The organism is Subtercola boreus (assembly GCF_006716115.1).
In the GTDB taxonomy this organism is placed as follows: Bacteria; Actinomycetota; Actinomycetes; order Actinomycetales; family Microbacteriaceae; genus Subtercola; species Subtercola boreus.
Window position 1 is genome coordinate 709,284 of sequence record NZ_VFOO01000001.1, and the last position, 22,961, is coordinate 732,244.

At 70.0% G+C, this 22,961-nt stretch carries 18 protein-coding genes; 6 read left to right on the forward strand and 12 right to left on the reverse strand.

Annotation, left to right across the window (positions count from 1 at the left end; translation table 11 throughout):
• Positions 1–7: 7 nt before the first annotated feature.
• The 5 genes from FB464_RS03385 to FB464_RS03405 form a co-directional block, all read right to left on the reverse strand.
• Complete coding sequence (locus FB464_RS03385; protein WP_116415112.1) at positions 8–985, reverse strand: aldo/keto reductase; 978 nt, start codon at positions 983–985, stop codon at positions 8–10.
• Between the two features lie 149 nt (positions 986–1,134).
• On the reverse strand, positions 1,135–2,112 hold the full coding sequence (locus FB464_RS03390) for an endonuclease domain-containing protein (protein WP_116415111.1): 978 nt from the start codon (positions 2,110–2,112) through the stop codon (positions 1,135–1,137).
• Between the two features lie 218 nt (positions 2,113–2,330).
• A complete protein-coding gene (locus FB464_RS03395; RefSeq protein WP_116415110.1) occupies positions 2,331–3,524 on the reverse strand; it encodes a P-loop NTPase in 1,194 nt (397 codons plus the stop codon).
• Positions 3,478–4,032: a DUF1003 domain-containing protein gene (locus FB464_RS03400; RefSeq protein WP_116415109.1), complete on the reverse strand. Its 555-nt coding sequence runs from the start codon at positions 4,030–4,032 to the stop codon at positions 3,478–3,480. The genes FB464_RS03395 and FB464_RS03400 overlap by 47 nt, the downstream gene beginning before the upstream one ends.
• On the reverse strand, positions 4,022–5,407 hold the full coding sequence (locus tag FB464_RS03405; protein WP_116415107.1) for a magnesium transporter MgtE N-terminal domain-containing protein: 1,386 nt from the start codon (positions 5,405–5,407) through the stop codon (positions 4,022–4,024). The genes FB464_RS03400 and FB464_RS03405 overlap by 11 nt, the downstream gene beginning before the upstream one ends.
• 84 nt (positions 5,408–5,491) lie before the next feature.
• Between FB464_RS03405 and FB464_RS03410 the strand changes: the two genes are divergently transcribed.
• Positions 5,492–6,103 carry a YflT domain-containing protein gene (locus FB464_RS03410; RefSeq protein ID WP_246092906.1) on the forward strand — a complete coding sequence of 204 codons (612 nt, stop codon included), beginning with the start codon at positions 5,492–5,494 and terminating at the stop codon, positions 6,101–6,103.
• A 49-nt stretch (positions 6,104–6,152) separates the two neighbouring features.
• Here FB464_RS03410 and FB464_RS03415 read toward each other — a convergent pair whose 3' ends face one another.
• Positions 6,153–7,613, reverse strand: a complete 1,461-nt coding sequence (locus FB464_RS03415) for an aminopeptidase P family protein (protein ID WP_116415104.1) — start codon at positions 7,611–7,613, stop codon at positions 6,153–6,155.
• 4 nt (positions 7,614–7,617) lie between these two features.
• Positions 7,618–8,616 carry an endonuclease/exonuclease/phosphatase family protein gene (locus FB464_RS03420; RefSeq protein WP_246092907.1) on the reverse strand — a complete coding sequence of 333 codons (999 nt, stop codon included), beginning with the start codon at positions 8,614–8,616 and terminating at the stop codon, positions 7,618–7,620.
• Positions 8,617–8,684: 68 nt separating this feature from the next.
• On the opposite strand from FB464_RS03420, the gene FB464_RS03425 reads away from it, so the two are divergent.
• From FB464_RS03425 to FB464_RS03435, 3 genes are all read left to right on the forward strand, one after another.
• Positions 8,685–9,575, forward strand: a complete 891-nt coding sequence (locus FB464_RS03425; protein ID WP_116415103.1) for a PHP domain-containing protein — start codon at positions 8,685–8,687, stop codon at positions 9,573–9,575.
• A gap of 36 nt (positions 9,576–9,611) precedes the next feature.
• A complete protein-coding gene (locus FB464_RS03430; RefSeq protein ID WP_170151923.1) occupies positions 9,612–10,904 on the forward strand; it encodes a GDSL-type esterase/lipase family protein in 1,293 nt (430 codons plus the stop codon).
• A 118-nt stretch (positions 10,905–11,022) separates the two neighbouring features.
• Positions 11,023–13,242, forward strand: coding sequence for an acyltransferase family protein (locus FB464_RS03435; protein WP_116415099.1), 2,220 nt, complete (start codon positions 11,023–11,025; stop codon positions 13,240–13,242).
• 47 nt (positions 13,243–13,289) lie between these two features.
• Here the strand turns inward: FB464_RS03435 and FB464_RS03440 are convergent, their stop codons facing one another.
• Complete coding sequence (locus tag FB464_RS03440; protein ID WP_116415098.1) at positions 13,290–14,504, reverse strand: DUF445 domain-containing protein; 1,215 nt, start codon at positions 14,502–14,504, stop codon at positions 13,290–13,292.
• 99 nt (positions 14,505–14,603) lie between these two features.
• Positions 14,604–16,577, reverse strand: a complete 1,974-nt coding sequence (locus FB464_RS03445; protein WP_425472395.1) for a DEAD/DEAH box helicase — start codon at positions 16,575–16,577, stop codon at positions 14,604–14,606.
• 204 nt (positions 16,578–16,781) lie between these two features.
• Here FB464_RS03445 and FB464_RS03450 point away from each other — a divergent pair, with 204 nt between their 5' ends.
• Positions 16,782–17,498: a ferritin-like fold-containing protein gene (locus tag FB464_RS03450; protein ID WP_246092908.1), complete on the forward strand. Its 717-nt coding sequence runs from the start codon at positions 16,782–16,784 to the stop codon at positions 17,496–17,498.
• 87 nt (positions 17,499–17,585) lie between these two features.
• Here the strand turns inward: FB464_RS03450 and FB464_RS03455 are convergent, their stop codons facing one another.
• From FB464_RS03455 to FB464_RS03465, 3 genes are read right to left on the reverse strand one after another with little or no spacing between them, the layout of a single operon-like run.
• Positions 17,586–18,893: a kynureninase gene (locus tag FB464_RS03455; protein WP_116415096.1), complete on the reverse strand. Its 1,308-nt coding sequence runs from the start codon at positions 18,891–18,893 to the stop codon at positions 17,586–17,588.
• A 45-nt stretch (positions 18,894–18,938) separates the two neighbouring features.
• Positions 18,939–19,244, reverse strand: a complete 306-nt coding sequence (locus FB464_RS03460) for a hypothetical protein (protein ID WP_116415095.1) — start codon at positions 19,242–19,244, stop codon at positions 18,939–18,941.
• A 17-nt stretch (positions 19,245–19,261) separates the two neighbouring features.
• Positions 19,262–19,486: a DUF3107 domain-containing protein gene (locus FB464_RS03465; RefSeq protein WP_116415093.1), complete on the reverse strand. Its 225-nt coding sequence runs from the start codon at positions 19,484–19,486 to the stop codon at positions 19,262–19,264.
• 152 nt (positions 19,487–19,638) lie between these two features.
• Between FB464_RS03465 and FB464_RS03470 the strand changes: the two genes are divergently transcribed.
• Entirely contained in the window at positions 19,639–22,959 is a 3,321-nt protein-coding gene (locus tag FB464_RS03470; protein ID WP_116415091.1) for an ATP-dependent DNA helicase, read from the forward strand.
• The last annotated feature ends 2 nt before the right edge of the window (positions 22,960–22,961 follow it).

Genomic DNA, 22,961 nt, shown 5'->3' on the forward strand with positions numbered 1-22,961 from the left:
TCAGCCGCTACCGGTTGACCGGCGTCATGTCCGCGTAGCGGTCACCGACCGGGGCCGCGACGGCGTCGAGCGCCGCGAGCTGCGCCTCCGTGAGCACCAGGGCGTCGGCGGCCGTGTTCTCCTCGAGGTACGACACCCGCTTCGTGCCCGGGATCGGCGCAATGTCGTCACCCTGCGCGAGCAGCCAGGCGAGTGCGACCTGGCCGGGCTTCGCCCCGAGTTCCGCCGCGACAGCATCCACCTGTTCGACGATCCGGATGTTCGCCGCGAGGTTCTCGCCTTCGAACCGCGGGTTGTTCCGCCGGAAGTCCTTCTCGTCGAGCTGGTCGAGCGAACGGATCGTGCCGGTGAGGAACCCCCGCCCAAGCGGCGAGTACGGCACGAAGCCGATGCCGAGCTCCCGCACGGTGGGCAGGATCTCGGCCTCCGGATCCCGCGACCAGAGCGAGTACTCGGTCTGCAGTGCGGTCACCGGATGCACGGCGTGCGCCCGGCGGATCGTCTCGGGCGCGGCCTCACTCAGGCCGATGTAGCGGATCTTTCCCTCGGCTACGAATTCCGCCAGCGCGCCGACGGTCTCCTCGATCGGAACCTTCGGGTCCATCCGGTGCTGGTAGTAGAGGTCGATGTGGTCGGTGCCGAGCCGCTTCAGCGAGCCTTCGAGGGCGAGGCGGGCGTTCTCCGGACGGCCGTCGAGGCCCCGGCTCCCGTCGCCCAGGTGCTGGATGAAGCCGAACTTGGTTGCGATCGTGACCTCGTCGCGGTGCGCGGCCAGGGCCTTGCCGACGAGTTCCTCGTTCGTGAACGGGCCGTAGATCTCCGCCGTGTCGAAGAAGGTCACGCCGAGCTCGAGGGCACGGTGGATCGTCGCGATCGAACCCTGCTCGTCGGTGCCGTGACCCGTGTAGAAGTCGCTCATTCCCATGCAGCCGAGACCGAGGCGGGAGACCTCGGGGCCGTTCGTGCCGAGTGTGATGGTGTGCATACTTCGAGCCTACGCTCGCCGCCCGCCCCCCTCCTCCTACTCCCTCCTACTCCCTCCTCCTTCCTTCCCTCCCTCCCTCCGCCCCGAAGGGTCCCATATCGCGCCAACGGTGACCGCGCACCGCGATATGGGACCCTTCGAGTGCGGTGTCAGTGCGCACGGCCTCGGGAGACGGCCGAAGCGACGCGGCGGCGCAGAATCTCCGAAATGTGTTCGGTGGTCCGGCGGGGGAAGTCGAAGAGCCCCTCCTTCCGCACGCGGATGACATGCCAGTCGTCGAGGTGGAACCGCTCCAGTCGCGTCGCATCCTTCTCGTATTGCCTGTCATTCGTGCGGTGCTGCTGGCCGTCGTATTCGACGATGACCCTGGCCTCCCGGAAGACGAGATCTGCCCGGCCGATCCTTCTGCCGGTCGAATCACAGAGTTCCGGATTCACCTCGGGTTTTGGCAACCCGGCCCTGTGGAGGAGGAGACGCAGCAGGCTCTCCGGGCGCGATTCCGCCCTACCATTCATCAGCGCCAGGGCCACTCTCGCTCGGTTCACGCTGGGGCCGCGGGCACTTCTGGCATGCGCTTCGAGTTCCGCGAGCGTGACGTAGGGGCGACGGTCTCCTCGAACCGGGTGGACCGGACGGTGGATCAGGTGGTCGCCGAGCGCCACGAGCTCGTCGAGGGAGAGGAGCTGAGCCGCTCCGAACCAGGTGGTTGTCGGGTCGGTGACGGGGAGCCCACGTCGGATGACCATCGGTGATGGTGGGAGCGTGTGGCCGACGGTGCCGCGAGCTCGGCGAGCCCTGGCGGGGTCGGGGACGGCGACATGCAACGGTGCGGTGGTGAAGCTTCTGGGCAGCGCGGCTCCCCAGAGCAGGGCGGCGGTGGTGTGGGAGAAGCGTTCGCCGGGCCTGAGCACGGTGGCGAAGGCGTGGCACCGCGCGACTGCTTCGCGGACGAGTCGGTCTTCATCGCCGGGCTGGCGGCCGGCTCCTGCGGAGGTGTGCACCCCGTGGAACGGCGCGCGGAGGTCTGCGCTCCGGAGGCGTCCAGCTCCGACGCCGAGTCTGTGTGCGGTCCGGTTCGTGAAGGGGATGCCCGTCAGCGCGGCGGGCAGGGGCTTGAGTTCTGGCATGCGAACACCCTGCCGGGCTTCCAGAGGCGTCGTGCACCGTTTTCCACAGGGTGAACGTCAGCGAGGGGACGCATATCGCGCCACCCCTCCCCGTTGGCGCGATATGCGTCCCTTCGGAGGGGCGCGGAAGGAGGGGAGGAGGGGCGCGGGGGGAGGGGCGCGGGAGGAGGGGCGGAGGGGTGCGGGAGGAGGGCAGGCGGAGAGAGGGGAGGGCCGGGTCAGGCGGGGGTGACGCCGAGGCGGCGGCCGGCCAGGCCGCGGCCGCGCGACGCGAGCTTCGCCGCGATGGCGAGGATGGCGGCGGCCGCGGGGTCCGCCGGGTCTGAGAGCACGATCGGCACACCCGTGTCGCCGCCGGTGCGGAGCCCCACGCTGAGCGGGATCGATGCCAGCAGTTCGACCGCGGCATCCGGAGCCTGCCCCACCGAGAGCCGCCGCGCCACCTCGGCCCCGCCGCCCGACCCGAACACGTCGAGCACCGAGCCGTCGGGTTGCGGAAGCCCGGCCATGTTCTCGATGACGCCGACGATGCGCTGCCCGGTCTGGCGGGCGACGACGCCGGAGCGTTCGGCGACGTCGGCGGCCGCCGGCTGCGGCGTCGTCACCACGAGAACCTCAGCGTGCGGGAGCAGCTGCCCGACCGAGATCGCGACGTCACCGGTGCCGGGCGGCAGGTCGAGCAGCAGGATGTCGAGGTCGCCGAAGTACACGTCGGTCAAAAACTGCTGGATCGTGCGGTGCAGCATCGGCCCGCGCCAGGCGACGGCGGCGTTGTCGTCGACGAACATGCCGATCGAGATGACCTTCACCCCGTAGCCGACCGGCGGCAGGATCATCTCGCCGACCCGCGTCGGCTTCTGTGCGACCCCGCCTTCGGTCAGCCCCAGGATGCCCGGGATCGAGAACCCGTAGACATCGGCGTCCACGATGCCCACGCGCAGCCCGCTGGCCGCCAACGCCACGGCGAGGTTCGCGGTCAGCGTCGACTTGCCCACCCCGCCCTTGCCGCTCGTCACGGCGATCACGCGGGTGAGGGAGTCCGGCCCGAAGGGCATCGCGCGCGCGCCGCCCGGTCCGCGGAGCCTCTCGGTGAGGGCGTTCCGCTGCTCGCGGGTCATCACACTGATCTGGATGTCGGCACCCGACACGCCCGCCACGCCGAGTGTGGCTGCCCTGACGTCCCGTTCGATCGTGTCGGCTGCCGGGCATCCGACGATCGTCAACTTCACAGCGACCGATGCCCGCCCGTCGACGTCGACCGTCACGTCGCCGACCATGTCGAGTTCGGTGATGGGTTTCCGGATCTCCGGATCCAGTACCCGCCCGAGCGCCCGTCGAACGTCGTCGGCGAGCGTGGGGGAGTGCTCAGGCACCAGCGGTCGCCTGGCCGGTCGTGGACTGCTCCGCGTCATCCGCGGTCAGCTCCTCGAGCAGGGCGCGGAGCTCCGCGCGGATGAAGTCCTTGCTCGCCATGTCCTGCATCGCGAGCCGCAACGCGACGACCTCGCGGGCGAGGTATTCGGTATCGGCGAGGTTCCGCTCGGCGCGCTGCCGGTCCTGCTCGATCTGTACACGGTCGCGGTCGTCCTGCCGGTTCTGCGCGAGCAGGATGAGGGGCGCCGCGTAGGAGGCCTGCAGGCTCAGGATGAGCGTGAGGGCCGTGAAGCCGATGGCGGCGGAGTCGAACCGGAGGTCGGCCGGACCGTACGTGTTGAACCCGATCCAGATGAGCACGAAGACCGTGAGGATGACGAGGAACCACGGGGTGCCCATTCCCCGCGCAATGGCTTCGGTGCTGCGGCCGAACCGGTCCCGGCTGGCGCGACCGGGACGATTGCGGGTGGGCAGTACTCCGCTCCGGAGGCCTTTGGGCGCGTCGAGCCGGGTGTTGGATGCACGGGTGGGCGAGTTACGAGCCATTGCCGATTCTCCTCTCGTGGGCCGTTCCGGGCCTCAGTTGGCCGGTTCCGGCCGAAGGTACCTTGATCTGGCCGCCCGCCGGGCTGCCGGTAAGGGGTCTCGCCTGCAGGGAGGGCGCCGTTCGCCTCGCGAGCCGGTCGTCGCCCTCGTGACTTCGCCAGTCGTCGGGCAGCAGGTAGTCGAGAACATCGTCAATTGTCACCACCCCGACAAGTCGGTGGTTCTCATCGACCACGGGAACAGACACGAGATTGTAACTCGCGAGGATGCGGGAGACCTCCGCGGCGCTGGTCTCGGCGGTGACCGCCTCGAGACCGTCGTCGACGAGGGAACCCAGCCGTTCGTGAGGCGGGTAGCGGAGCATCCGCTGGAAGTGCACCATGCCGAGGAAACGCCCGGTCGGCGGCTCGTAGGGGGGCAGCGTGACGCAGATCGCGGCGCCGAGCGCGGGCGCGAGTTCGTGACGACGGATGAGGGCGAGCCCCTCCGCCACGGTGGCGTCCGCCGAGACGATGATCGGTTCGGTGGTCATCAGTCCACCTGCCGTGTCGGGGGCGTAGGCGAGCAGCATGCGCACATCGTCGGCCTCTTCGGGCTGCATGAGCTTCAGGAGCTCCTCGCCGCGCGCCTCGGAGAGCTGCGCGATGAGGTCGGCCGCGTCATCCGGCTGCATCTGGTCGAGAACGTCGGCCGCGCGGGTGTCGTCGAGCTGGTTCATGATCTCGACCTGCTCGCTCTCGGGCATCTCCTCGAGAACGTCGGCGAGCCGGGCGTCGGGCAGCTCACCGGCCACTTCGAGCATCCGGAGCTGCGGCAGGTCCATCAGCGTGTTCGCGAGGTCGGCGGGCTTCATGTCGGCGTAGGTCGCGATGAGCTGCTCTGCCGACTGGGACTCGCCGGTCTGGCCGAGCTCCAGCACCTCGTTCCAGGCCGCGAAGACCGTCGGGCCCTTGGCGAACGGGCTGGCCCCCGTCTTCGGGCGGCGGAGGAAGACCTGCGACACGCTCCACTCGCCGGGCCCCGACTGTTCGATGGCGACATCCTCGATCGTCGCCTGCCCGGAGCCGTCGGTGAACCGCACGCGGCGCCCGAGGATCTCGGCGATCACCCGCACCTCACCGCCGCGCTGCTCGAAGCGGCGCACGTTCATCAGCCCGGTCGTGATGATCTGCCCGCTGCCGACGCTCGTGACGCGGCCGATGCTCACGAAGACGCGGCGCTTGCCGGGGATCTCGACGATCAGCCCGACGAGCCGCGGCGACAGGCCGTTGCGGTACACCACGAGCACGTCGCGCACCTTGCCGAGGCGGTCGCCGGCAGGGTCGAAGACGGTGCACCCGGCCAGTCGGGCGACGAAGACTCTGGTGGCACTCACGGTACTAACTTAGACCGTCAGGCTGGGCGGGGAGCAGCCGGGCGCACAGGCGCTCCGAGGGGTGGGCGTGGGAGAATGGATGCTGTGACCAACCCACTCTCACGGCCCGGCCGATCGAACCCCCTGTCACCGCGCATCCCGCGGGGTGACGTCGTCGCGACATATGAGACCTACGAGGAAGCGCAGCAGGCGGTGGACCTCCTCGCCCGCGAGGACTTTCCGGTCGCGCAGCTCTCGATCGTCGGCAGCGAGCTGAAGAGCGTCGAGAACGTCACGGGCAAGCTGAGCTACGGGCGCGCCGCCGCGGCGGGCGCGGTCAGCGGGGCCTGGCTCGGGCTCTTCCTCGGGCTGCTGCTCATCATCTTCCAGCCGGCGGCCTCGTCGCTCCCGTTCCTCGGCGCAGCGGTGCTGATCGGGGCGGGTTTCGGCATGCTGTTCCGCATCGTGTCGTACACGCTGACCCGCCGCCGACGCGACTACACGTCGACGATGCAGGTCATCGCCTCCAGGTACGACGTGGTGGCCGACACGGAGGTCGCGAACCGGGCCCGCAACATCGTCAGCCCCGGCCAGGGCTGGGGCCAGGCGGCGTTCACCTCGCCGCCCGCCGCTGCGCACCCGTCGGACCCGCCGCCCGCCGCGGCAGAGCCGACGCCCGCTCCCGGCCAGCCTGCCCCGGAGCAGCCGACCGCCTAGCCGGCTGCTCCCGCCGCGCTCATCGTGCCGCGCTGGGGGCGAGCGCCGTTCAGGCGCCCGCCGCGCTCACCCAAGCCTCGACCTCGTCGGCGGTGCGGGGGATGGCCGCCGAGAGGTTCTCCGCGCCGGTGGCCGTGACGAGGATGTCGTCTTCGATGCGCACGCCGATGCCCCGGAAGGACTCCGGCACCGTCAGGTCGTCGGGCTGGAAGTAGAGCCCCGGCTCGATCGTGAACACCATGCCCGCCTCGAGCACTCCGTCGAGGTACATCTCGCGCCGGGCCTTGGCGCAGTCGTGCACGTCGAGCCCCAGGTGGTGGCTCGTGCCGTGCACCATGTAGCGGCGGTGCTGCTGGTTCTCGGGCTCGATCGCCTCTTCGGCCGTCACCGGCAGCAGGCCCCACTCGGCCGTCTTCCGTGCGATCACACCCATCGCCGTGGCGTGGATCTCTCGGAACCGGATGCCCGGCCGCACGATGGCGAACGCGGCGTCTGCGGCCTCCCGAACGGCTTCGTAGATCATCCGCTGCTCGTCGCTGAACCGGCCGCTGACCGGCAGCGTGCGTGTGATGTCGGCGGTGTAGTAGCTGTCGAGCTCCACGCCGGCGTCGACGAGGATCAGGTCGCCCGGGACGACAGGGCCGTCGTTCCGCGTCCAGTGCAGGATGCATGCGTGCGGGCCTGAAGCCGCAATCGTGTCGTAGCCGACCGCGGCGCCGTCGGCCCGGGCGCGACCGTTGAAGACGCCTTCGACGAGGCGTTCGCCGCGCTCGTGTTCGGTGATGCGCGGCAGGTCGGCGATGATGTCGCCGAAGCCGCGGGCGGTCGCCGCGATCGCGAGGCGCATCTGCCCGATCTCGTACTCATCTTTCACGAGGCGCAGTTCGGAGAGCTTCTGTTCGAACTCGGCGGAGTCCGTCTCGCCCAGCAGGGCGGTCAGGTCGGGGTCGGCGTCGCGCACGGCAAGCGTGTTCGCGCTGCCGGTGGAGACCACAGCGGCGACCACGGCGTCGAGTTCGGCGATGCCCTGCGTCGCCAGAGCGAGGTCGCTCGCGACCTGCGCGAGGGATGGGCGCGGCCCGATCCAGAACTCCCCGATCTCGGGGTTCGCGTAGAACTCGTCGGAGTCGCGCCCGGCCCGCTCGCGGAAGTAGAGGGTCGCCTCGTGTCCACCGCCCGCATCGGGCTCCAGCACGAGCACCGAACCCGGCTCGGAGTCGCTGCCCCATCCGGTGAGGTAGGTGAAGGCCGTGTGGGCCCGGAACGGGTAGTCCGTGTCGTTGGAACGCTGCTTGAGCCGGCCGGCCGGGATGACCAGCCGTTTGCCGGGGTAGTCCGCCGAGAGCCGCGCGCGCCGGTCGGCCGCGAACGAGGCCTCCTCGCGGGCCGGGGGGAGCACGTCCGTGCGTTCGGCCCACTGGCTGCCGATGTACTGCTTGAAGGTGTCGGAACCCGGCGTGGTCGAGCGGTTCGAGGTGGCGCGGGGGGCGGTGTCTGTCTGTTCAGCCATACCCTCATTCTCTCGCAAGAGTCGCCGTGATGGGCCGGTGATCGCTGCCGGCCTCGTCTTCGCCCTGGATGACTTCGGCTGAGACGACACGCCAGCCGGTGGTGCTCACGACGTGGTCGATGGGCGCCCCGGCCAGGGCGGGCAGCCAGGTCGGCCAGGTTCCGAGCGCGGCGGTGCCGGCGGCGAGGGCCGCGTCCTTACAGTCGCCGAGGCCGGTCAGATGGTCGAGCGTCGCGTTGAAGTCGCCCGCGGCGATCAGGTCGGGCGTGGCGCAGAGCTTCGTGACCCAGTCGAGGTCGGACTTCCAGTCGTCGAGGTCGTCAGGCACGGGGGCGACCGGATGCACGGCTGCCAGTGTCGGCCCATTCCCGTTCACGGGGGAGACGACCACGCTCGGCAGCACCCCCGTGTCGCCGAACGAGCCGTTCACCGCATACTCGCCGAGCGCCGTGGCGACGAGGATCGACGTCGACAGTCCGGCGTAGTCGCCGTGACGGGCCGTGTACGCCGACACGGGCGTACCACCGGCCTCCATCAGCGACGCGATCTCGGTGGCGGTGCTCTCCGGTGTCTCCGGGAGCGTCACGACGTCGGCGCCGAGACGGAGGGCGAGCCCGGCGACGGTTGCGGCATCCGCCTCGCCGCCGAGCGTGTTCCAGGAGAGCACGACGATGTCGTCGTCGGCGACGGCCTCCGCGCTGCCGGCGTGGCCCACGCCCGGCACCCAGCCGCGGGAGGCGAGGATGCCCGCCTGGCCACCCGCGAACAGGAGGAGCAGCACGGAGAGGAATCCGAACAGCGCGCGCGTGCGGCGGGCCACGAGCATCCCGGCCAGCAGCAGCACGGCAAGCACGACGGCGACGACGGCGAGGATCGGGCGGAAGGCGATGGCCTCTGCGATGCCGATCGTGTGTTCCAGCCGGAACGCCTGCGGCCAGGTGAGCACAGCGAGCACCGCCAGTGCCACGACCCCGACGATTCCGAACACGATCCGAACGATCATCCACTCACTCCCGGCACAGTCCACAAGGGGGGGACGGCACCCTCGCCCCGCAAGCCTACGATGGGCTTATGTCCGAAGTCGCTCCCGTGTTCCGCAGTCCCATCGATCTGCACACGCATTCGAGCGCTTCCGACGGCACGGAGACCCCCTACAACGTGGTGCGTTCCGCGAGCGAGGCCGGGCTCGGCACGCTGGCCCTGACCGACCACGATTCGACGGCAGGCTGGCCGTCGGCCTCCGAAGCGGCACGCGACCACGAACTCACGCTGATTCCCGGGATGGAGCTCAGCACCCGGCTCGACCACGTGAGCGTGCACCTGCTCTCCTATCTCTTCGACCCCGTGAACCCCGCCCTCCTCGCGGAGACCGAGACGATCCGGGAGGCCCGGCTGGCCCGCGCGCACGCCATCGTCGACCGCATCGCCGCCGACTACGACCTGACCTGGGACGACGTTCTCGCCGAGACGCAACCGGGTGCAACGGTCGGTCGCCCGCACATCGCCGACGCCCTCGTGAAGAAGGGGCTGGCGCCGACGAGGAGCGATGCGTTCCAGGGCATCCTGCACTGGCGGGCCGGCTACTTCCAGCCGCACTACGCGCCGACCCCCCTCCGCGGCGTCGAGCTCGTCGTCGCAGCCGGGGGAGTGCCGGTGCTCGCACACCCGGGAACGGGGCCGCGGGAACGCGTCATCCCGGAACGCCGGCTCGCCGAACTCGTCGACGCCGGCCTGTTCGGCCTGGAGATCGAACACCGGCAGAACTCGCCGGAGGGCAAGGAACGCCTGTACGAGCTCGCGGCGAAGTTCGGGCTGGCCATCACCGGTTCGAGCGACTACCACGGGGCCGGCAAGCCCAACCGTCTCGGCGAGAACACGACGAGCCCCGAGGTGCTGTCAGAGCTCATCGATCGCGCGACCGGCTGGTCGCCGGTGTACGGGGCTGTCACGCGCTCGCTCTGAACGTCCCGTGCACACCGTCCGACTAGGATGCACGACATGAAGAGACCCGCAGCCACCCTGCTGATCATCGGATCGACCGTGTTCATGCTCGTGACCGGGCTCGCGGTGGCCCTCGTCGTGATGGTGGCTGTGCAGAGCATCAACCCGGTGCTCCCGAACTACTCGGGCACCCCGCCGCCGGTGGCTTCGGGCAGCCCGGCGGCACCGGCCGGCGAGCGTCACGGCGACTACACCTTCGGGCACACGGCAGCGGCCATCTCTCCCGGCGGCGACAGTGTCCCGATCAACATCACCGAGCGCATGCCGTTCACCCTCGATGCCGACGTCACGAGCATGCGACTGCACGTGCGCAACTGGAACTACATCACCGACACGGCCCTGCCCGGAACGGTGAACCTCAGCGGTATCGCGATCGGCAAGGCGGCGTCGGGGCAGATCCCGGGCGACTCGAGCGCCTTCTCCGCAACACCGGCGGTCTTCAGCGGAGCCACCTCGCTCACCGACGGTGAGGAGTTCGTCAGCGACTGGGTCAGCGCCGACACCGTCGGGTTCGAGAAGAGCACTCCGTTCTTCCTCTCCGTCGGGATGTCGGCCGCCCCCGGTACCAAGATCGGCGTGTCGACGAGCGTGTCGTGGTTCGCGACCGACTCGCAGCCGAGCGCGGTCACGACCCAGGATTCGGTCGGGGACTTCATCCAGGTCGGCCCGTTCCTGGACATGTGGATGGACTACACCTACTCGGGCGATGAACCCCTGATCGTCGTTGCCGGCCACTCCCTGAACTCGGGCGCGAACAACAGCGAAGGAAAAGTGCCGCACACCGGTGAGAACAGTTCGTGGCACCAGGTCTGGGCCGACGCGAACGGCGCGGTCGCCGCATCCCTCTCGACGCCGGGTTCGCTGACGACCCAGTTCGCCCCCGACTCGCCGAAGTGGAACATCTACACGGATCTGGATCCCGATGCCTTCGTGCTCTGGTCGGCATCCAACGACATCGCCAACGGCGTGCCGTTCGACGAACTGAAGACGGCCTGGCTGGCAACTCTCGGCAAGGCGAAGGAGCTCTGGCCGAATGCCCGGGTGTTCGTCATGACGGAACCCGGCCGGGGCCTCGCGGAACAGCGTGAAGGCCTCCGGGTGGCGTGGAACGACTGGTTGAAGAGCGACACCTCGGGCGACTTCACGGTGGTCGATGCGGATGCTGCACTGAGCGATCCCGCCCAGCCCGACCAACTCGACCCGGCGATCAACGGTGACGGCATCCATCCGTCTCCAGCCGGTTTCGCCCGCGTGGCGGACGCCTTCGAGACGGCGTACGCCGCGGGTTGAGGTGTCCCCTGAAGGAGTCGCCACTGTTCGGGTGAGGCGATCGGGACACAGAAGCGAGTCACGTAGATTTTTGAGGGGGGGAGTCGGCAAGAACACCCTGCCCGAAAAAGAGGACGAGATGAGCGCGCCACAGAGAGTCTCCTCCTTCCGCGGGGACCTGGAGGGGATCCGGGGCATCGCCCTCGTCATCATCCTCTTCACCCACCTGATCGAATGGCCGACCGGTGGATTCGTCGCCCTCGACGTCTTCTTCGTGCTCTCCGGGTATCTCATCACCGGGCTGCTGCTGCGGGAGTACCGGCTCACCGGCACGATCTCGCTGAACGGGTTCTACCGTCGACGCATCCGCCGCCTCATGCCGAGCTCGATGCTCGTGCTGGTGGTGACCGCCCTGGCGGGTCTCTACATCTTCATCTTCTCCCGGGCCGTCTCGACGCTCTGGGATGCCCTCTGGTCGGTGCTGCTCGTCAGCAACTGGAACTTCGCGCTGAACGGCACCGACTACTTCGCCACGTCGCTCCCGCAGAGCCCGCTCCTGCATTTCTGGTCGCTGAGCGTCGAGGAGCAGTTCTACCTCTTCTGGCCGGCGATCGTGCTCGCTCTCCTCGTGCTGGGGGCCGGTGTGCGGCACGCCCGGAGGAGGTCGGCGGGTGGCCCTCAGAGCATCCGCCCGGTGGTCGTCGGGATCGCCGTCATCGGTCTGCTCTCCTTCGGCTGGAACCTCTTCCAGTCCGACCTGAACCCGCAGGTGTCGTACCTGTCGACCCTCACCCGGATCTGGGAGCTCGCCGTCGGTGCGCTCCTCTGCTTCGTCACTCCGCTGGCCCAGAAGATCCCCGCGGCACTCCGGCCGGTGCTCGCCTGGGCGGGGTTCGCGGCGCTCCTCGTCGTCGCCTTCCTCTACACCCCAGCGCTCCACTATCCCGGGTACTGGTGCCTCGTTCCCGTCGCCGCCACGGTGCTGATCATCGTCGCCGGGATCGGTGGTCCGAGCCATCTCGTCATCACCACGAATCCCGTCTCCCGGTATCTCGGCAAGATCTCCTACACCAGCTACCTCTGGCACTGGCCCATCTTCATCTTCGCCGGGGTGCTGTTCGGCAAGGAATCGCCGATCTACCTGTTCGCCTCGATCCCGGTCTCGCTGGCCGTCGCTGCGCTCACGACCCGCTTCATCGAGGATCCCATCCGGCACTCGAACTGGCTCGAGCCGCAGAAGCGGAGCCGGGGCCACCGCCACCACCACCGCCACCGCCACCACAAGGCGAACCGCCAACACGGCCAGCGTGTGAAGGTCTCCCTGATCACCGCGGGAGCCACCCTCGCGGTCGCGCTCATCGCCGTGATCGGGATCGCACCGCAGATGCAGAAGTCGAGCATCCCGGTCGCCTCGGCGGTCGGTTCGGGGGTCTCGCCGACCTCCACGGCCGCGCCCGGTACGGACACGATCGCGACTGAGGAGTCCCGCCTGTCCGCGGCCGTCAGTGCCGGCCTGAACACAGCCGACTGGCCGGACGACCTCACCCCTGCCCTCGACAAGGCGATCGACTCCCGTGCTCCGCAGTGGGTCGACGACAACTGTCTCGACACCTCGGAGGACAACTACGCGACCTGCATCTACGGTGACGCGTCACTGACCAAGACGGCCGTGCTGCTCGGCGACTCGACCGCCATCAGTTACATGCCGGGCCTGGTGCCCGCATTGAACTCCCTCGGCTACCGCGTGCGGACCCTCACGCACGGGCAGTGCCCCTTCGCGAACGTGCAGGTTCTCGGGCAGGCAGAGAACGGCCAGGCGGCCCCCGGATTCCCCGGGTTCTGTGATGATGGTCGCGCCTGGTCGATCCAGAAGACCCTGGAGATCAAGCCCGACCTCGTGGTGATCACCGACGGGGAAGACCAGACCGGTGCCATGGTCGTGCAGGGTGACGACGCGAGGCTCAGAGCGATGCAGGCCGGCATGGAGGACTCGCTCACACAGCTGTCGTCGCTCACAGCCCAGTTCAGCATCCTCGCCAGCCCACCGCACGCAGAGAACGTCGCCGAGTGCGCCACCCGCATCAACCACCCGAGCGACTGCACGTCGACCATCGACGACAACTGGTTCAAGCTGCTGAAGGTGACGAAGGATGCCGCGGCCTCTGTCGCAGCGGCCCAGAACCGCACGGTGCCCGTGATCGACAGCAGCCTCTGGGTCTGCTCAGAGCGGTCGGCCTGCCCGGCCATCGCCGGCAAGACGATCATCCGCGCCGACCGCACCCATCTGACCCGGCAGTTCGCCGCAGGACTCCAGGACATCCTGAAGCTGGAGTACCAGAGGATTCTCGGGGTCTCCTAGCGGCCCTGAGTCGACCGGCGCCCCTGGGTCAGCCGGCGGAGCCTGAGTCAGCTGGCGAGCGAGACGAGCGCCTGCGCGACCGTGAAGATCGCCACGCCCGCAAGGGAACCCACGACGGTGCCGTTGATCCGGATGAACTGCAGGTCCTTCCCGACCTGGAGCTCGATCTTCAGGCTGGTCTCCTCGCCGTCCCAGCCCTGAACCGTCTCGGAGATCACCGCGGCGATGTCGTGCCGGTAGCTCGCGACGAGGTGGGTGGCCGCGCCCTCGACCCAGGTGTCGACCTTCTGCGCCAGCGCCACGTCGGTGGTGAGCCGCTCGCCGGCGTCGACGATCGTCTGCTCGATGGTCTGCCGGAGCCCGGAATCGGGGTCGGCGAGAGCCGCGAGGAGCGCATCCTTGATGGACTGCCAGGCGGTCGCCGCGAGTTCCCGGATGCGCGGATCGTCGAGCAGCTGCTCCTTCACACCCTCGACGCGGGCGCGCATAACCGGATCGTGCTGCAGTTCGCCCGCGAGCTTCCGCAGGTAGTCATCGAGCGCGAGCCGGAGGCGGTGGTTCGGATCGGCCTGCACGGCCTGAACGAACTTCAGCGCTTCACGGGAGACCCGGTCATCCACCACCCGGTCGACGAACGACGGGAGCCAGGTGGGCAGGCGCTTCGAGACCGCATCGCCGAACGAGTCGGGATTGGCGAGCATCCACTCCTCGGCCTTGTCGAGCAGCAGGTCGACAGCCTGGTGGTGCTGGCCGGATTCGACGATCTTCGAGGTGAGCACACCGAGCTGCGGTGACCAGTCCCGGCCGACCAGGTGGGTGCGGGCGAGCCCTTCGATGACACCGCGGATGTCGTCGTCGCTGAGGAACGCCATGGCACCGGTCAGCCCGGCGGAGAGTTCGTTCGTCAGGCGCCGGGCGTTGCCGGGTTTCGTGAGCCAGTTTCCGACGACCCGTGAGACTCCGACCGAGGCGAGCTTGTCGCGCACCACCGTCTCGGAGAGGAAGTTCTGCTCGACGAAGTCGCCGAGGCTCTCGCCGATCTCGTTCTTGCGGGTCGGGATGATCGCCGTGTGCGGCACCTTCAGTCCGAGCGGATGCCGGAACAGCGCGGTCACGGCGAACCAGTCCGCCAGCGCGCCGACCATGCCGCCCTCGCTCGCCGCCCGCACATACTCGAGCCAGGGGTAGCGGCCCTGCAGGGCGAACGACACAGCGAAGATCGCGGCCATGATCACCAGGAGGCCGGTCGCCAGGAGCTTCATGCGCCGGAGCGCACGGAGCTTCAGGGCGTCGGCCTCCGTCAGGCTGACCAGGGTCGCCCGGCGCGCACGCCGGGCACTGGCGCTCAGCGAACGGCCGCTCTACTCGGCGCGGGGCGCGCGGCCCCGCGAACGGCTGCGGCGGCGGGGTGCGCTGTTGCCATCGTGGTGCTCGTGGCCGGCCGATCCACCGTGGCCGGCTGCGCCACCGGATGCTGCACCGTCGGTCTCGCCCGTGCCGGTGAAGCTCACCGCGGTGGTCTCACCGAGCATCCCGCTCGAGACGGCCTCGCTCGACACGCCACCGGACGTGGTGGCGTTGCCGCCGGAGCGGGAGGAGCCGGCCGAGCCGGAGGAGCCGGCCGAGCGGTTGCGGCTGCGGCTGCGGTTCCGTGCCGGGCGATCGCCGCCCTCGGAAGGCGCTTCGGCCTCGCGGGGGATCCGCGGCGGACGCTGGGCCCCCTCGAGGGCGGTGGTCGGTTCGGCGGAGAGGCCGACCCCGACGCGGGTGGTGTCGCGGGTGCCGCGACCGGTGCCCTGGGCACCACGGTTCGACGCCTCCGTCGACGTGCCGGTCGAGGCCTCAGTGGTGGAGCCTGCCGATGCACTGCCCACGGAGCGGTTGTCGCTGCGGGTGTCGTTGCGGCCGTCGCTGCGGTTCTCGCTACGCCCGCCCGAGCGCGGCTCGCGGCCACCCTCACGCGGGCCGCGCGAACCGGATCCGCCTTCGCGGGGCGGACGGCTCGCCGCACCCTCCGGGCCCTTCGCGGCAGGGGTCGGCTTCAGGCGCCCCTTCACTCCCGCGGGGATGTTGAGGTCGGTGAAGAGGTGCGGAGAGGAGGAGTAGGTCTCGACGGGCTCGGGCTGTCCCATGTCTAGCGCACGGTTGATGAGCGCCCATTTGTGCAGGTCGTCCCAGTCGACGAACGTGACGGCGATACCGGTCTTGCCGGCGCGGCCCGTGCGGCCGGCGCGGTGCAGGTAGGTCTTCTCGTCTTCGGGGATGGTGTGGTTGATCACGTGCGTCACGTCGTTCACATCGATGCCGCGGGCTGCGACATCCGTGGCGATCAGAACGTCGCGCTTGCCGGCCTTGAAGGCGGCCATGGCTCGCTCGCGCTGTTCCTGGTTGAGGTCGCCGTGCACGGCGGCGGCGTTGAAGCCGCGGTCGCCGAGCTCCTCGACGAGGCGGGCGGCGGCGCGCTTGGTGCGGGTGAAGATGACCGTCTTGCCGCGGCCCTCGGCCTGCAGGATGCGCGCGATGACCTCGTCTTTGTCGAGGTTGTGGGCGCGGTAGACGACGTGCTTGATGTTCGCCTGGGTGAGACCCTCGTCGGGGTCGGTGGCACGGATGTGGATCGGCCGGTTCATGAACCGGCGGGCGAGGGCCACGACCGGGCCGGGCATGGTCGCTGAGAACAGCATCGTGTGGCGGCCGGCCGGCGTCTGGGCAAACAGCTTCTCGACGTCGGCGAGGAAGCCGAGGTCGAGCATCTTGTCGGCCTCGTCGAGCACCATCACCTTGACGTTCGCGAGCGAGAGCAGGCGCTGCCCGGCGAGGTCGAGCAGGCGGCCGGGGGTTCCGACGACGACCTGCGCGCCGGCCTTCAGCTGCTCGATCTGGCCCTCGTACGACTTGCCGCCGTAGATGGCGATGACGGTGGTCGGGCGGAGGGAGGCTGCCAGCTGGAGGTCTTCGGTGACCTGCACCGCGAGCTCGCGGGTCGGCACGACGACGAGCGCCTGCACACCGGGCTCCGGGTTCGCGCCGAGGCGCTGCAGCAGCGGGAGCCCGAAGCCGAAGGTCTTGCCGGTACCCGTCTTGGCCTGGCCGATGATGTCCTGGCCCTCGAGGCCGAGCGGAATGGTCTGCGTCTGGATCGGGAAGGGGTGCAGGATGCCCTTCGACGCCAGCGCGTCGACCAGGTCCTGCTCGATCTTCAGATCGGAGAAGGTGGTGTCGGTGAGGAAAGCGTCACCCACGAGCGGATCGGGCGCGACGACCTCGATCACCTCGACGGGTGCGTTCAGGTCTTCGGGGAGGGATGATGAAGAAGAAGGTTCGGTCGAAGTCACAGTGTGTGGGCCCTGTCAGTCAATGGGTACGCCGCGGATCGTCAGTGCGCTGCTCACCCGGAGTGCTGGAGCAGGGGGAGAGCGGACTGTCGTTCATGTCGGCCGGCGATGGCGCCTGGCGGCGGCGTAGAGGCCCCGATTCGTGTCAGGGTCCCCTCCAGTTTAGCGCCAGGGCGGGCTGTGCCCCTCCGCTAGAGTGGGCGAGTGTTTGAATTCTTCAGGCGCCCGACGGTGCGCATCGATGTTCCGCGCCTCCGGCCGCGCCGCACATCGGGTGCACTGCCCAAGGTGAACCTGGCTGAACTCACACCAGAAGTGCTTCCCTACCTCGGCCAGGCGGCGTACATCCAGCTCGCCATCTTCGAGGCGATCGCCCGTGCCGTGATGCTCTCGCCGACGGTGCGTGCCAAGGAGGCCCTGGGGCCGGCGGCGGGTGAGGCGCTCGGAAAGCACGAGAAGCTCGTCGGCGAGCTCCGGCGCCGGGTGGATGATCCGTCCTCCGTGATGGCAGCGTTCGCCCCGGCGATCGACAACTACGCAGCCGTCATCCGCGGCAGCGACTGGTACGAGTCGCTCGCGAGCATCTACCTCACCGCGGGCATCCTCGACGACTTCTTCGTCTTGCTCGCAACCGGTCTCGAGGGCGACATCGGACCGCGCGCCGCGCAGCTCATCAGCGTGGAGACGGGTCGTGCCGCGATCGTGGTTCTGCTGAACGACGCGATCGCCGAAGACCCGTCGCTCGGTTCGCGCCTCGCGCTCTGGGGTCGGCGACTCGTCGGCGACACGCTGCTCGTGGCACGGTCGGCCATCCACCACACCGAGAACGCGCGAACCGACGAGGAGCGCATCGAGCCCGTCTTCACCGAGCTCATCGCAAAGCACAGCCGCCGCATGGACGGCCTCGGCCTGACGGCCTGACCTCCCCTCCTGCAGTCGAGTGGGCGATTCGGGCCCTAAAACTCCGTTTTATGGGCCCAAATCGCCCACTCGATTGATGCCTGGGGGTTAGGGGGCAGGGTCCAGAGCCTCGCGGATGGCGGCCAGTCCGAGGACCAGCTCGCGGTAGGTGGTGGTGAGGGGGGAGAGGCCGACGCGGAGGCCTTCGGGTGCGCGGAAGTCCGGCACCACGCCGGTCTGCCAGAGGGCGGCGACGACCTCGCGGAACCGGGGATGGTCGAGGGTGACGTGGCTGCCGCGCTCAGCGCTCTGCCGGGGTGACGCCACCACGACTCCGAGAGGTTCGAGCCAGGCGTCGGCCAGTTCGATCGTCAGCTCGGTGAGCGCGATCGACTTCGCCCGCACGGCCGGGATGCCCGCTTCACCGATGAGGGCGATCATGTCCCGCATCGCGAGCATCCCGATCACCGGGGGAGTACCGCTCTGAAAGCTCCGGATGCCCGGGGCGCTGTTGTAGCCCGGCCCCATGGCGAACGGTTCGGCGTGGCCGAGCCAGCCCCAGATCGGCTGCCGGAGCTCCGACTGCAGCTCGCTCCGCACGTAGACGAACGCGGGAGAGCCCGGACCGCCGTTGAGGTACTTGTAGGTGCAGCCGACCGCGATGTCGACCTGCCACTCGTCGAGCAGCACCGGCACGCTGCCGGCCGAGTGGCAGAGGTCCCAGACGACGAGGGCCCCCGCGTCGTGGGTGATGCGGGTCAGCGTCTCGACGTCGGCGAGGTACCCCGAGCGGTACGCGACCTGGCTGGCGACGACGACTGCTGTGCGTTCGCCGACGGCCTCCGCGAGCAGTTCGGCCGTGAGCCCGAGGGTGCGCGAGGTCTGGACCCAGCGCACGGTGAGGCCGCGCTCGGCGGCGATGCCCTCCACCACGTAGCGGTCGGTGGGGAAGTTGTCGCTGTCCACCACGATCTCCGTGCGGCCGGGGCGGGCGGCGACGGCTGCTCGCACGGCCTTGTAGAGCAGCACGGTGGTCGAATCGCCGATCATCGTCTGCCCCGGGGCCGCGCCGAGGGCGGCTGCGCCGAGTTCGTCGCCGATCACGGTGGGGAGCTGCATCCACCCCTCGTCCCAGCCGCGGATGAGGCGCGACCCCCAGGAGTCCCGCACGAAGGCGGCGAGGGTGTCTGCGGTGGAGAGCAGCGGCCGGCCGAGGGAGTTGCCGTCGAGGTAGGCGACGACGGCGTCGTCCGAGGCGGCAGCGTCAGCCGACTCTGTGACGCCCGGCGCGGCGGCGTGAGCGGACTCGGGGACGCCCGGCGCCACGAACAGGTCGCGGTACCCGCCGAGCGTATCCGCGCGGTCGAGAGCATCGGCGCGCGTGAGGGCTTCGCCGAGGGTGAGGGGTGCGGGCATCCGGAACCGGCCTGTGTCGTGACGGGGTGCGAGGAACGGACGCGGCTAGATCGTGCGCGCCTTGGGGCTCAGCAGGGCGCTGAGCTCGGCGCGGTCACGATTGCGCCTGGCGCGACCGAGGGCCGGGGTGACGAGGGCGACGATCACGGCCGTGCCGACGAGGGCGATGACCCAGATCCAGCCGCCGTCATAGGGCAGGCCGAGCCAGGTCAGCACCTCCCACAGGATCGCGGCAGAGGCCGCGCCGAGCGCCGGCACCAGAAGCACGCCGTGCGTCTCCCGGAGCGGGAACAGGTAGCGCCCGAGCAGGCCGATGATGATGCCGCCGAGTACGACGAAGAGCAGTTCCATGACGGATGCGCCCGGCGCTAGCCGACGAAACCGATACGGCGGGACTCCTCGGTGCCGATCTCGACATAGCTGAGGCCGACAACGGGGATGAGGTACAGCTTGCCCTTGCTGTCTTTCAGCGAGAGGTGACCGGTTCCGCTGGTCAGGGCGGCAGAGACGGTCTGCTCGATCTCATCGGGAGACTGGTGCGTCTCGAAGCTCAGTTCGCGGGGAGAGTGTGCAATGCCGATACGAATTTCCACCAGGTGCGCCTTTCGAGAGTTGCGTGGACTGTGACCAGAACCACGTGCCCAGATTACGGCAGAACGGATGCCCGCCCCGCCGGTTGGGCCGCGCTCCGCACTCGCCGAGAGCGAACACCGGCGATGTCGGGGGTGGCCGTTAGCGTGGAGACGTGTCCACATCCCAGCTCCGCAGCGCCTTCCGCGCTGCCCTCGCCCTCGACGATTCGCAGGTCGAGGTGCTGGCGACCGGCGACGGTGTCAGCCGCGCGATCATCGGCGCCCCGGGCTCGGGAAAGACCACGACCCTCGTCGAGACCGTCGCAGAGCGGGTGCTCGGTCGCGGCTACCTGCCCTCCGAGGTGCTGGCGCTCACGCCCACGCGGCAGAGCGCGACCGTGCTCCGCGACCGGCTGGCGCTCCGCCTCGGCCTGCCGACGAACGGCCCGCTCGCGCGCACGGTGAACTCGCTCGCCTTCCAGATCGTGCAGAGCGCCCGGGCGGCGACCGGCGCGCTGCCGCCGACCCTCCTCACCGGAGCCGAGCAGGACCGCATCATCGCCGACCTGCTGGCGGGCCAGGCCGAGGAGGGCTTCGGTCCCGAGTGGCCCGATCCGTTGACCGGAGACGTGAGGGCACTCCGCGGCTTCCGCACGGAGCTCCGCGAACTGATGATGCGCGCCACCGAGTCCGGGGTCTCGCCGCGCCAGCTGGCGGAGCTCGGGGCGCAGCACGGCATCCCGGAATGGGTGGCCGTCGGCCGGTTCGCCGACGAGTACCAGAGCGTCGTCGGCAGCTTCCGCGACGCCTCCCTCGACTCGGCCGAGCTCATCGCCGAGGCGCGCCTGCAGGTCGTCACCGCCGATGCGGGGGTGCAGGGCGGATCGTTGGTCAACGGCGGGCCGCACGTCCTGGCCGGGGTTCGGATGATCGTGGTCGACGACCTCCAGGAGCTCAGCAGTGGCGCCGTCAGCTTCATCGCGACCCTCGCCCGGCGGGGGGTGACGGTGCTCGCGTTCGGAGACCCCGATGCGGCGACGACATCGTTCCGGGGCGGACAGAAGGATGCGCTCGGGCGGCTCGGCACGGTGTTGGGTGAGCGGGTTGCCACGGCCGCCCCGGTGTACCTGCAGGCGGTCTATCGGCATGGGCCGGGCATCCGGAGCCTCGTCGACCGGTCGACCTCCCGCATCGGCGCTTCGGCCGCGGGGCGGCAGCGGGCGGCGCGCGCGACCGCTTCAGCTCAGGAGGTCGAGGCCGCCCTCGAGGTGTCGGGGGTACCGGCCGTCCGCCGCATCGAGGCGGTCTCGCCGGCGGGGGAGCTCGCGGCGATCGTGCACCTGCTGCGGGAGCACCACCTGCTCCGCGGGGTGCCATGGAACCGCATGGCCGTGGTGGTGCGCTCCGGCGCGCTGATCAGTTCGCTCGTGCGCGGGCTCGGCGTGGCGGAGGTGCCCGCGACCACGCAGACGGGCGGCCGGGCGCTCCGCGACGACTACGCGGCCCGGCACCTCGCACGGGCGGTCGCCGCGGCGATCGGGGTGGAGCCGCTCAGCGACGAGCTCGCCACAGAGCTGCTGCTCGGCCCGTTCGGCGGTCTCGACGCGGTCGGCCTCCGCCGACTCCGGCTCGCGCTCCGGCAGGAGGAGCTGGCGGGCGGCGGCAACCGGGGCGCCGATGCCCTCGTCACCGAGAGCCTCAGCGGGCCGGGCCGGCTCGCGACCCTCGACGCGGCCCCCGCGCGGCGGGCGCGGCGTCTCGCCGATGCGCTGGCGGCCGTGCGACAGCGGAACGACGCCGGCGCGAGCATCGAAGAGCTGCTCTGGGAGCTCTGGAGCCGCAGCGGCCTCGCCCCGGCGTGGCAGAAGGCGTCGGCAGGTCCTGGCATCCTCGGCGACGAGGCGAACCGCAACCTCGACGGCATCGTGGGAGTGTTCAGTTCGGCCAAACGGTTCGTGGAACGGTACCCCAACCGGCCGGCCGCCGACTTCCTGGTCGACCTGTTGCAGTCCGAAGTACCGGAGGACTCGCTGTCGCCGCGCTCGGCCTCCGACGCGGTGGTCGTCTCGACGCCGAACGGGGTGATCGGCACCGAATTCGACGTGGTCGTGGTCGCGGGCCTCCAGGATTCGGTCTGGCCGAACCTCCGCCTCCGCGGCTCGCTGCTCCACCCCGACCGGCTGGCCGAACTCGTCGACGGTGCCCCTTCGTCCAACGTGGATGAACGGGCCGAGGTACTCGGCGACGAGCTCCGGATGTTTGTGCTCGCCGTCTCGCGGGCGACGACGCAGGTCGTGCTGACGAGCGTGGCGAACGACGACGAGCAGCCGTCGCCGTTCGTGCGGCTCATGCCGGAGGGGCCCGCAGGGCCAGCGGCCGCCGCTTCGGGGGAGCCGGGCGCGGCTACGGTGGCGGTGGCTCCCGCGCCGTCCACCTCGCCGTTCCAGCGATCGGCGGTCGAGCATCCACTGTCCCTGCGTGCGCTCACCGGGAGCCTCCGCCGCCGGCTCGTCGAAACCGGCGACCCCGCGGCCGCCGAGGCGCTCGCCCGGCTCGCCGCGGAGGGTGTGCCCGGGGCAGACCCGCTCAGCTGGTACGGGGTGCTCGAACCCTCGACCACCGAACCCCTGGTCGACCTCGACGACCCCGAGAACAGGGTCGACGTCTCTCCGTCGAAGCTCGAGACGTTCGAGAAGTCACCGTTGGCGTGGTTCATCGACCGGGTCTCGGGGTCCACGTTCGGGCTCTCCGCCGGCATCGGCACGCTGCTGCACTCGGTGATGGAGGAGGTCACCGCCGAACCCGCCGCGGATGCCGGGACCGACAGCCTGAGTGCGGATGCCCTGTGGCAACGCCTCGACGAACGCTGGAACGAACTGCAGTTCGAGTCCCCGTGGCTCGCCGAACGCGAACGCCAGAAGACCCGGGGCAAGGTGGAGGGTCTCTCCGAGTACCTCCGCGGCTTCGAACGGGAGGGCGGAAAGCTGCTCGGCGGCGAGGCTGCCTTCGCGCTCGACGTCGGCCGGGCGCGCCTCCGCGGAACCGTCGACCGCATCGAGCAGCGCTCCGACGGCCAGGTCACCGTCGTCGACCTGAAGACGGGCGGCACGGCACCGTCGTCTGCCGCAGTCTCGGCGCACGCGCAGCTCGGCAGCTACCAGCTCGCACTTCAGGCCGGCGCGCTCGACCAGGGGGAGCCGACGGGCGAGCCGGCAGAGCCTGGCATCACGCAGCCCGGAACAGCAGAGAGCGGGGGCGCCATGCTGCTCTACGTCGCCCTCACCTCTGGCGCCGGCGCGAACAGGGTCCTCTACAAACTGCTCGGCCAGCAACCTCTCGACGACGAGGCGATCGAAGTGTTCCGCGCACGCATCGAGCAGGCGGCGACCGGGATGGCCGGCAGCACCTTCCCGGGCCGGGACGATCTGCCGGAACGGGATCCGCACGGTGCCTGGGAGTACCGCATCCACCTCGTGAGGGCGGTGTCCTCGTGAGG

Coding starts and splice junctions, on each gene's coding strand:
- FB464_RS03440 (WP_116415098.1), bottom strand. CDS start 14,504: ATGAAGCTCCTGGCGACCGGCCTCCTGGTGATCATGGCCGCGATCTTC.
- FB464_RS03390 (WP_116415111.1), bottom strand. CDS start 2,112: ATGCCAGAACTCAAGCCCCTGCCCGCCGCGCTGACGGGCATCCCCTTC.
- FB464_RS03435 (WP_116415099.1), top strand. CDS start 11,023: ATGAGCGCGCCACAGAGAGTCTCCTCCTTCCGCGGGGACCTGGAGGGG.
- FB464_RS03415 (WP_116415104.1), bottom strand. CDS start 7,613: ATGGCTGAACAGACAGACACCGCCCCCCGCGCCACCTCGAACCGCTCG.
- FB464_RS03425 (WP_116415103.1), top strand. CDS start 8,685: ATGTCCGAAGTCGCTCCCGTGTTCCGCAGTCCCATCGATCTGCACACG.
- FB464_RS03385 (WP_116415112.1), bottom strand. CDS start 985: ATGCACACCATCACACTCGGCACGAACGGCCCCGAGGTCTCCCGCCTC.
- FB464_RS03400 (WP_116415109.1), bottom strand. CDS start 4,032: ATGGCTCGTAACTCGCCCACCCGTGCATCCAACACCCGGCTCGACGCG.
- FB464_RS03395 (WP_116415110.1), bottom strand. CDS start 3,524: ATGACGCGGAGCAGTCCACGACCGGCCAGGCGACCGCTGGTGCCTGAG.
- FB464_RS03455 (WP_116415096.1), bottom strand. CDS start 18,893: ATGCCCGCACCCCTCACCCTCGGCGAAGCCCTCACGCGCGCCGATGCT.
- FB464_RS03430 (WP_170151923.1), top strand. CDS start 9,612: ATGAAGAGACCCGCAGCCACCCTGCTGATCATCGGATCGACCGTGTTC.
- FB464_RS03460 (WP_116415095.1), bottom strand. CDS start 19,244: ATGGAACTGCTCTTCGTCGTACTCGGCGGCATCATCATCGGCCTGCTC.
- FB464_RS03420 (WP_246092907.1), bottom strand. CDS start 8,616: ATGATCGTTCGGATCGTGTTCGGAATCGTCGGGGTCGTGGCACTGGCG.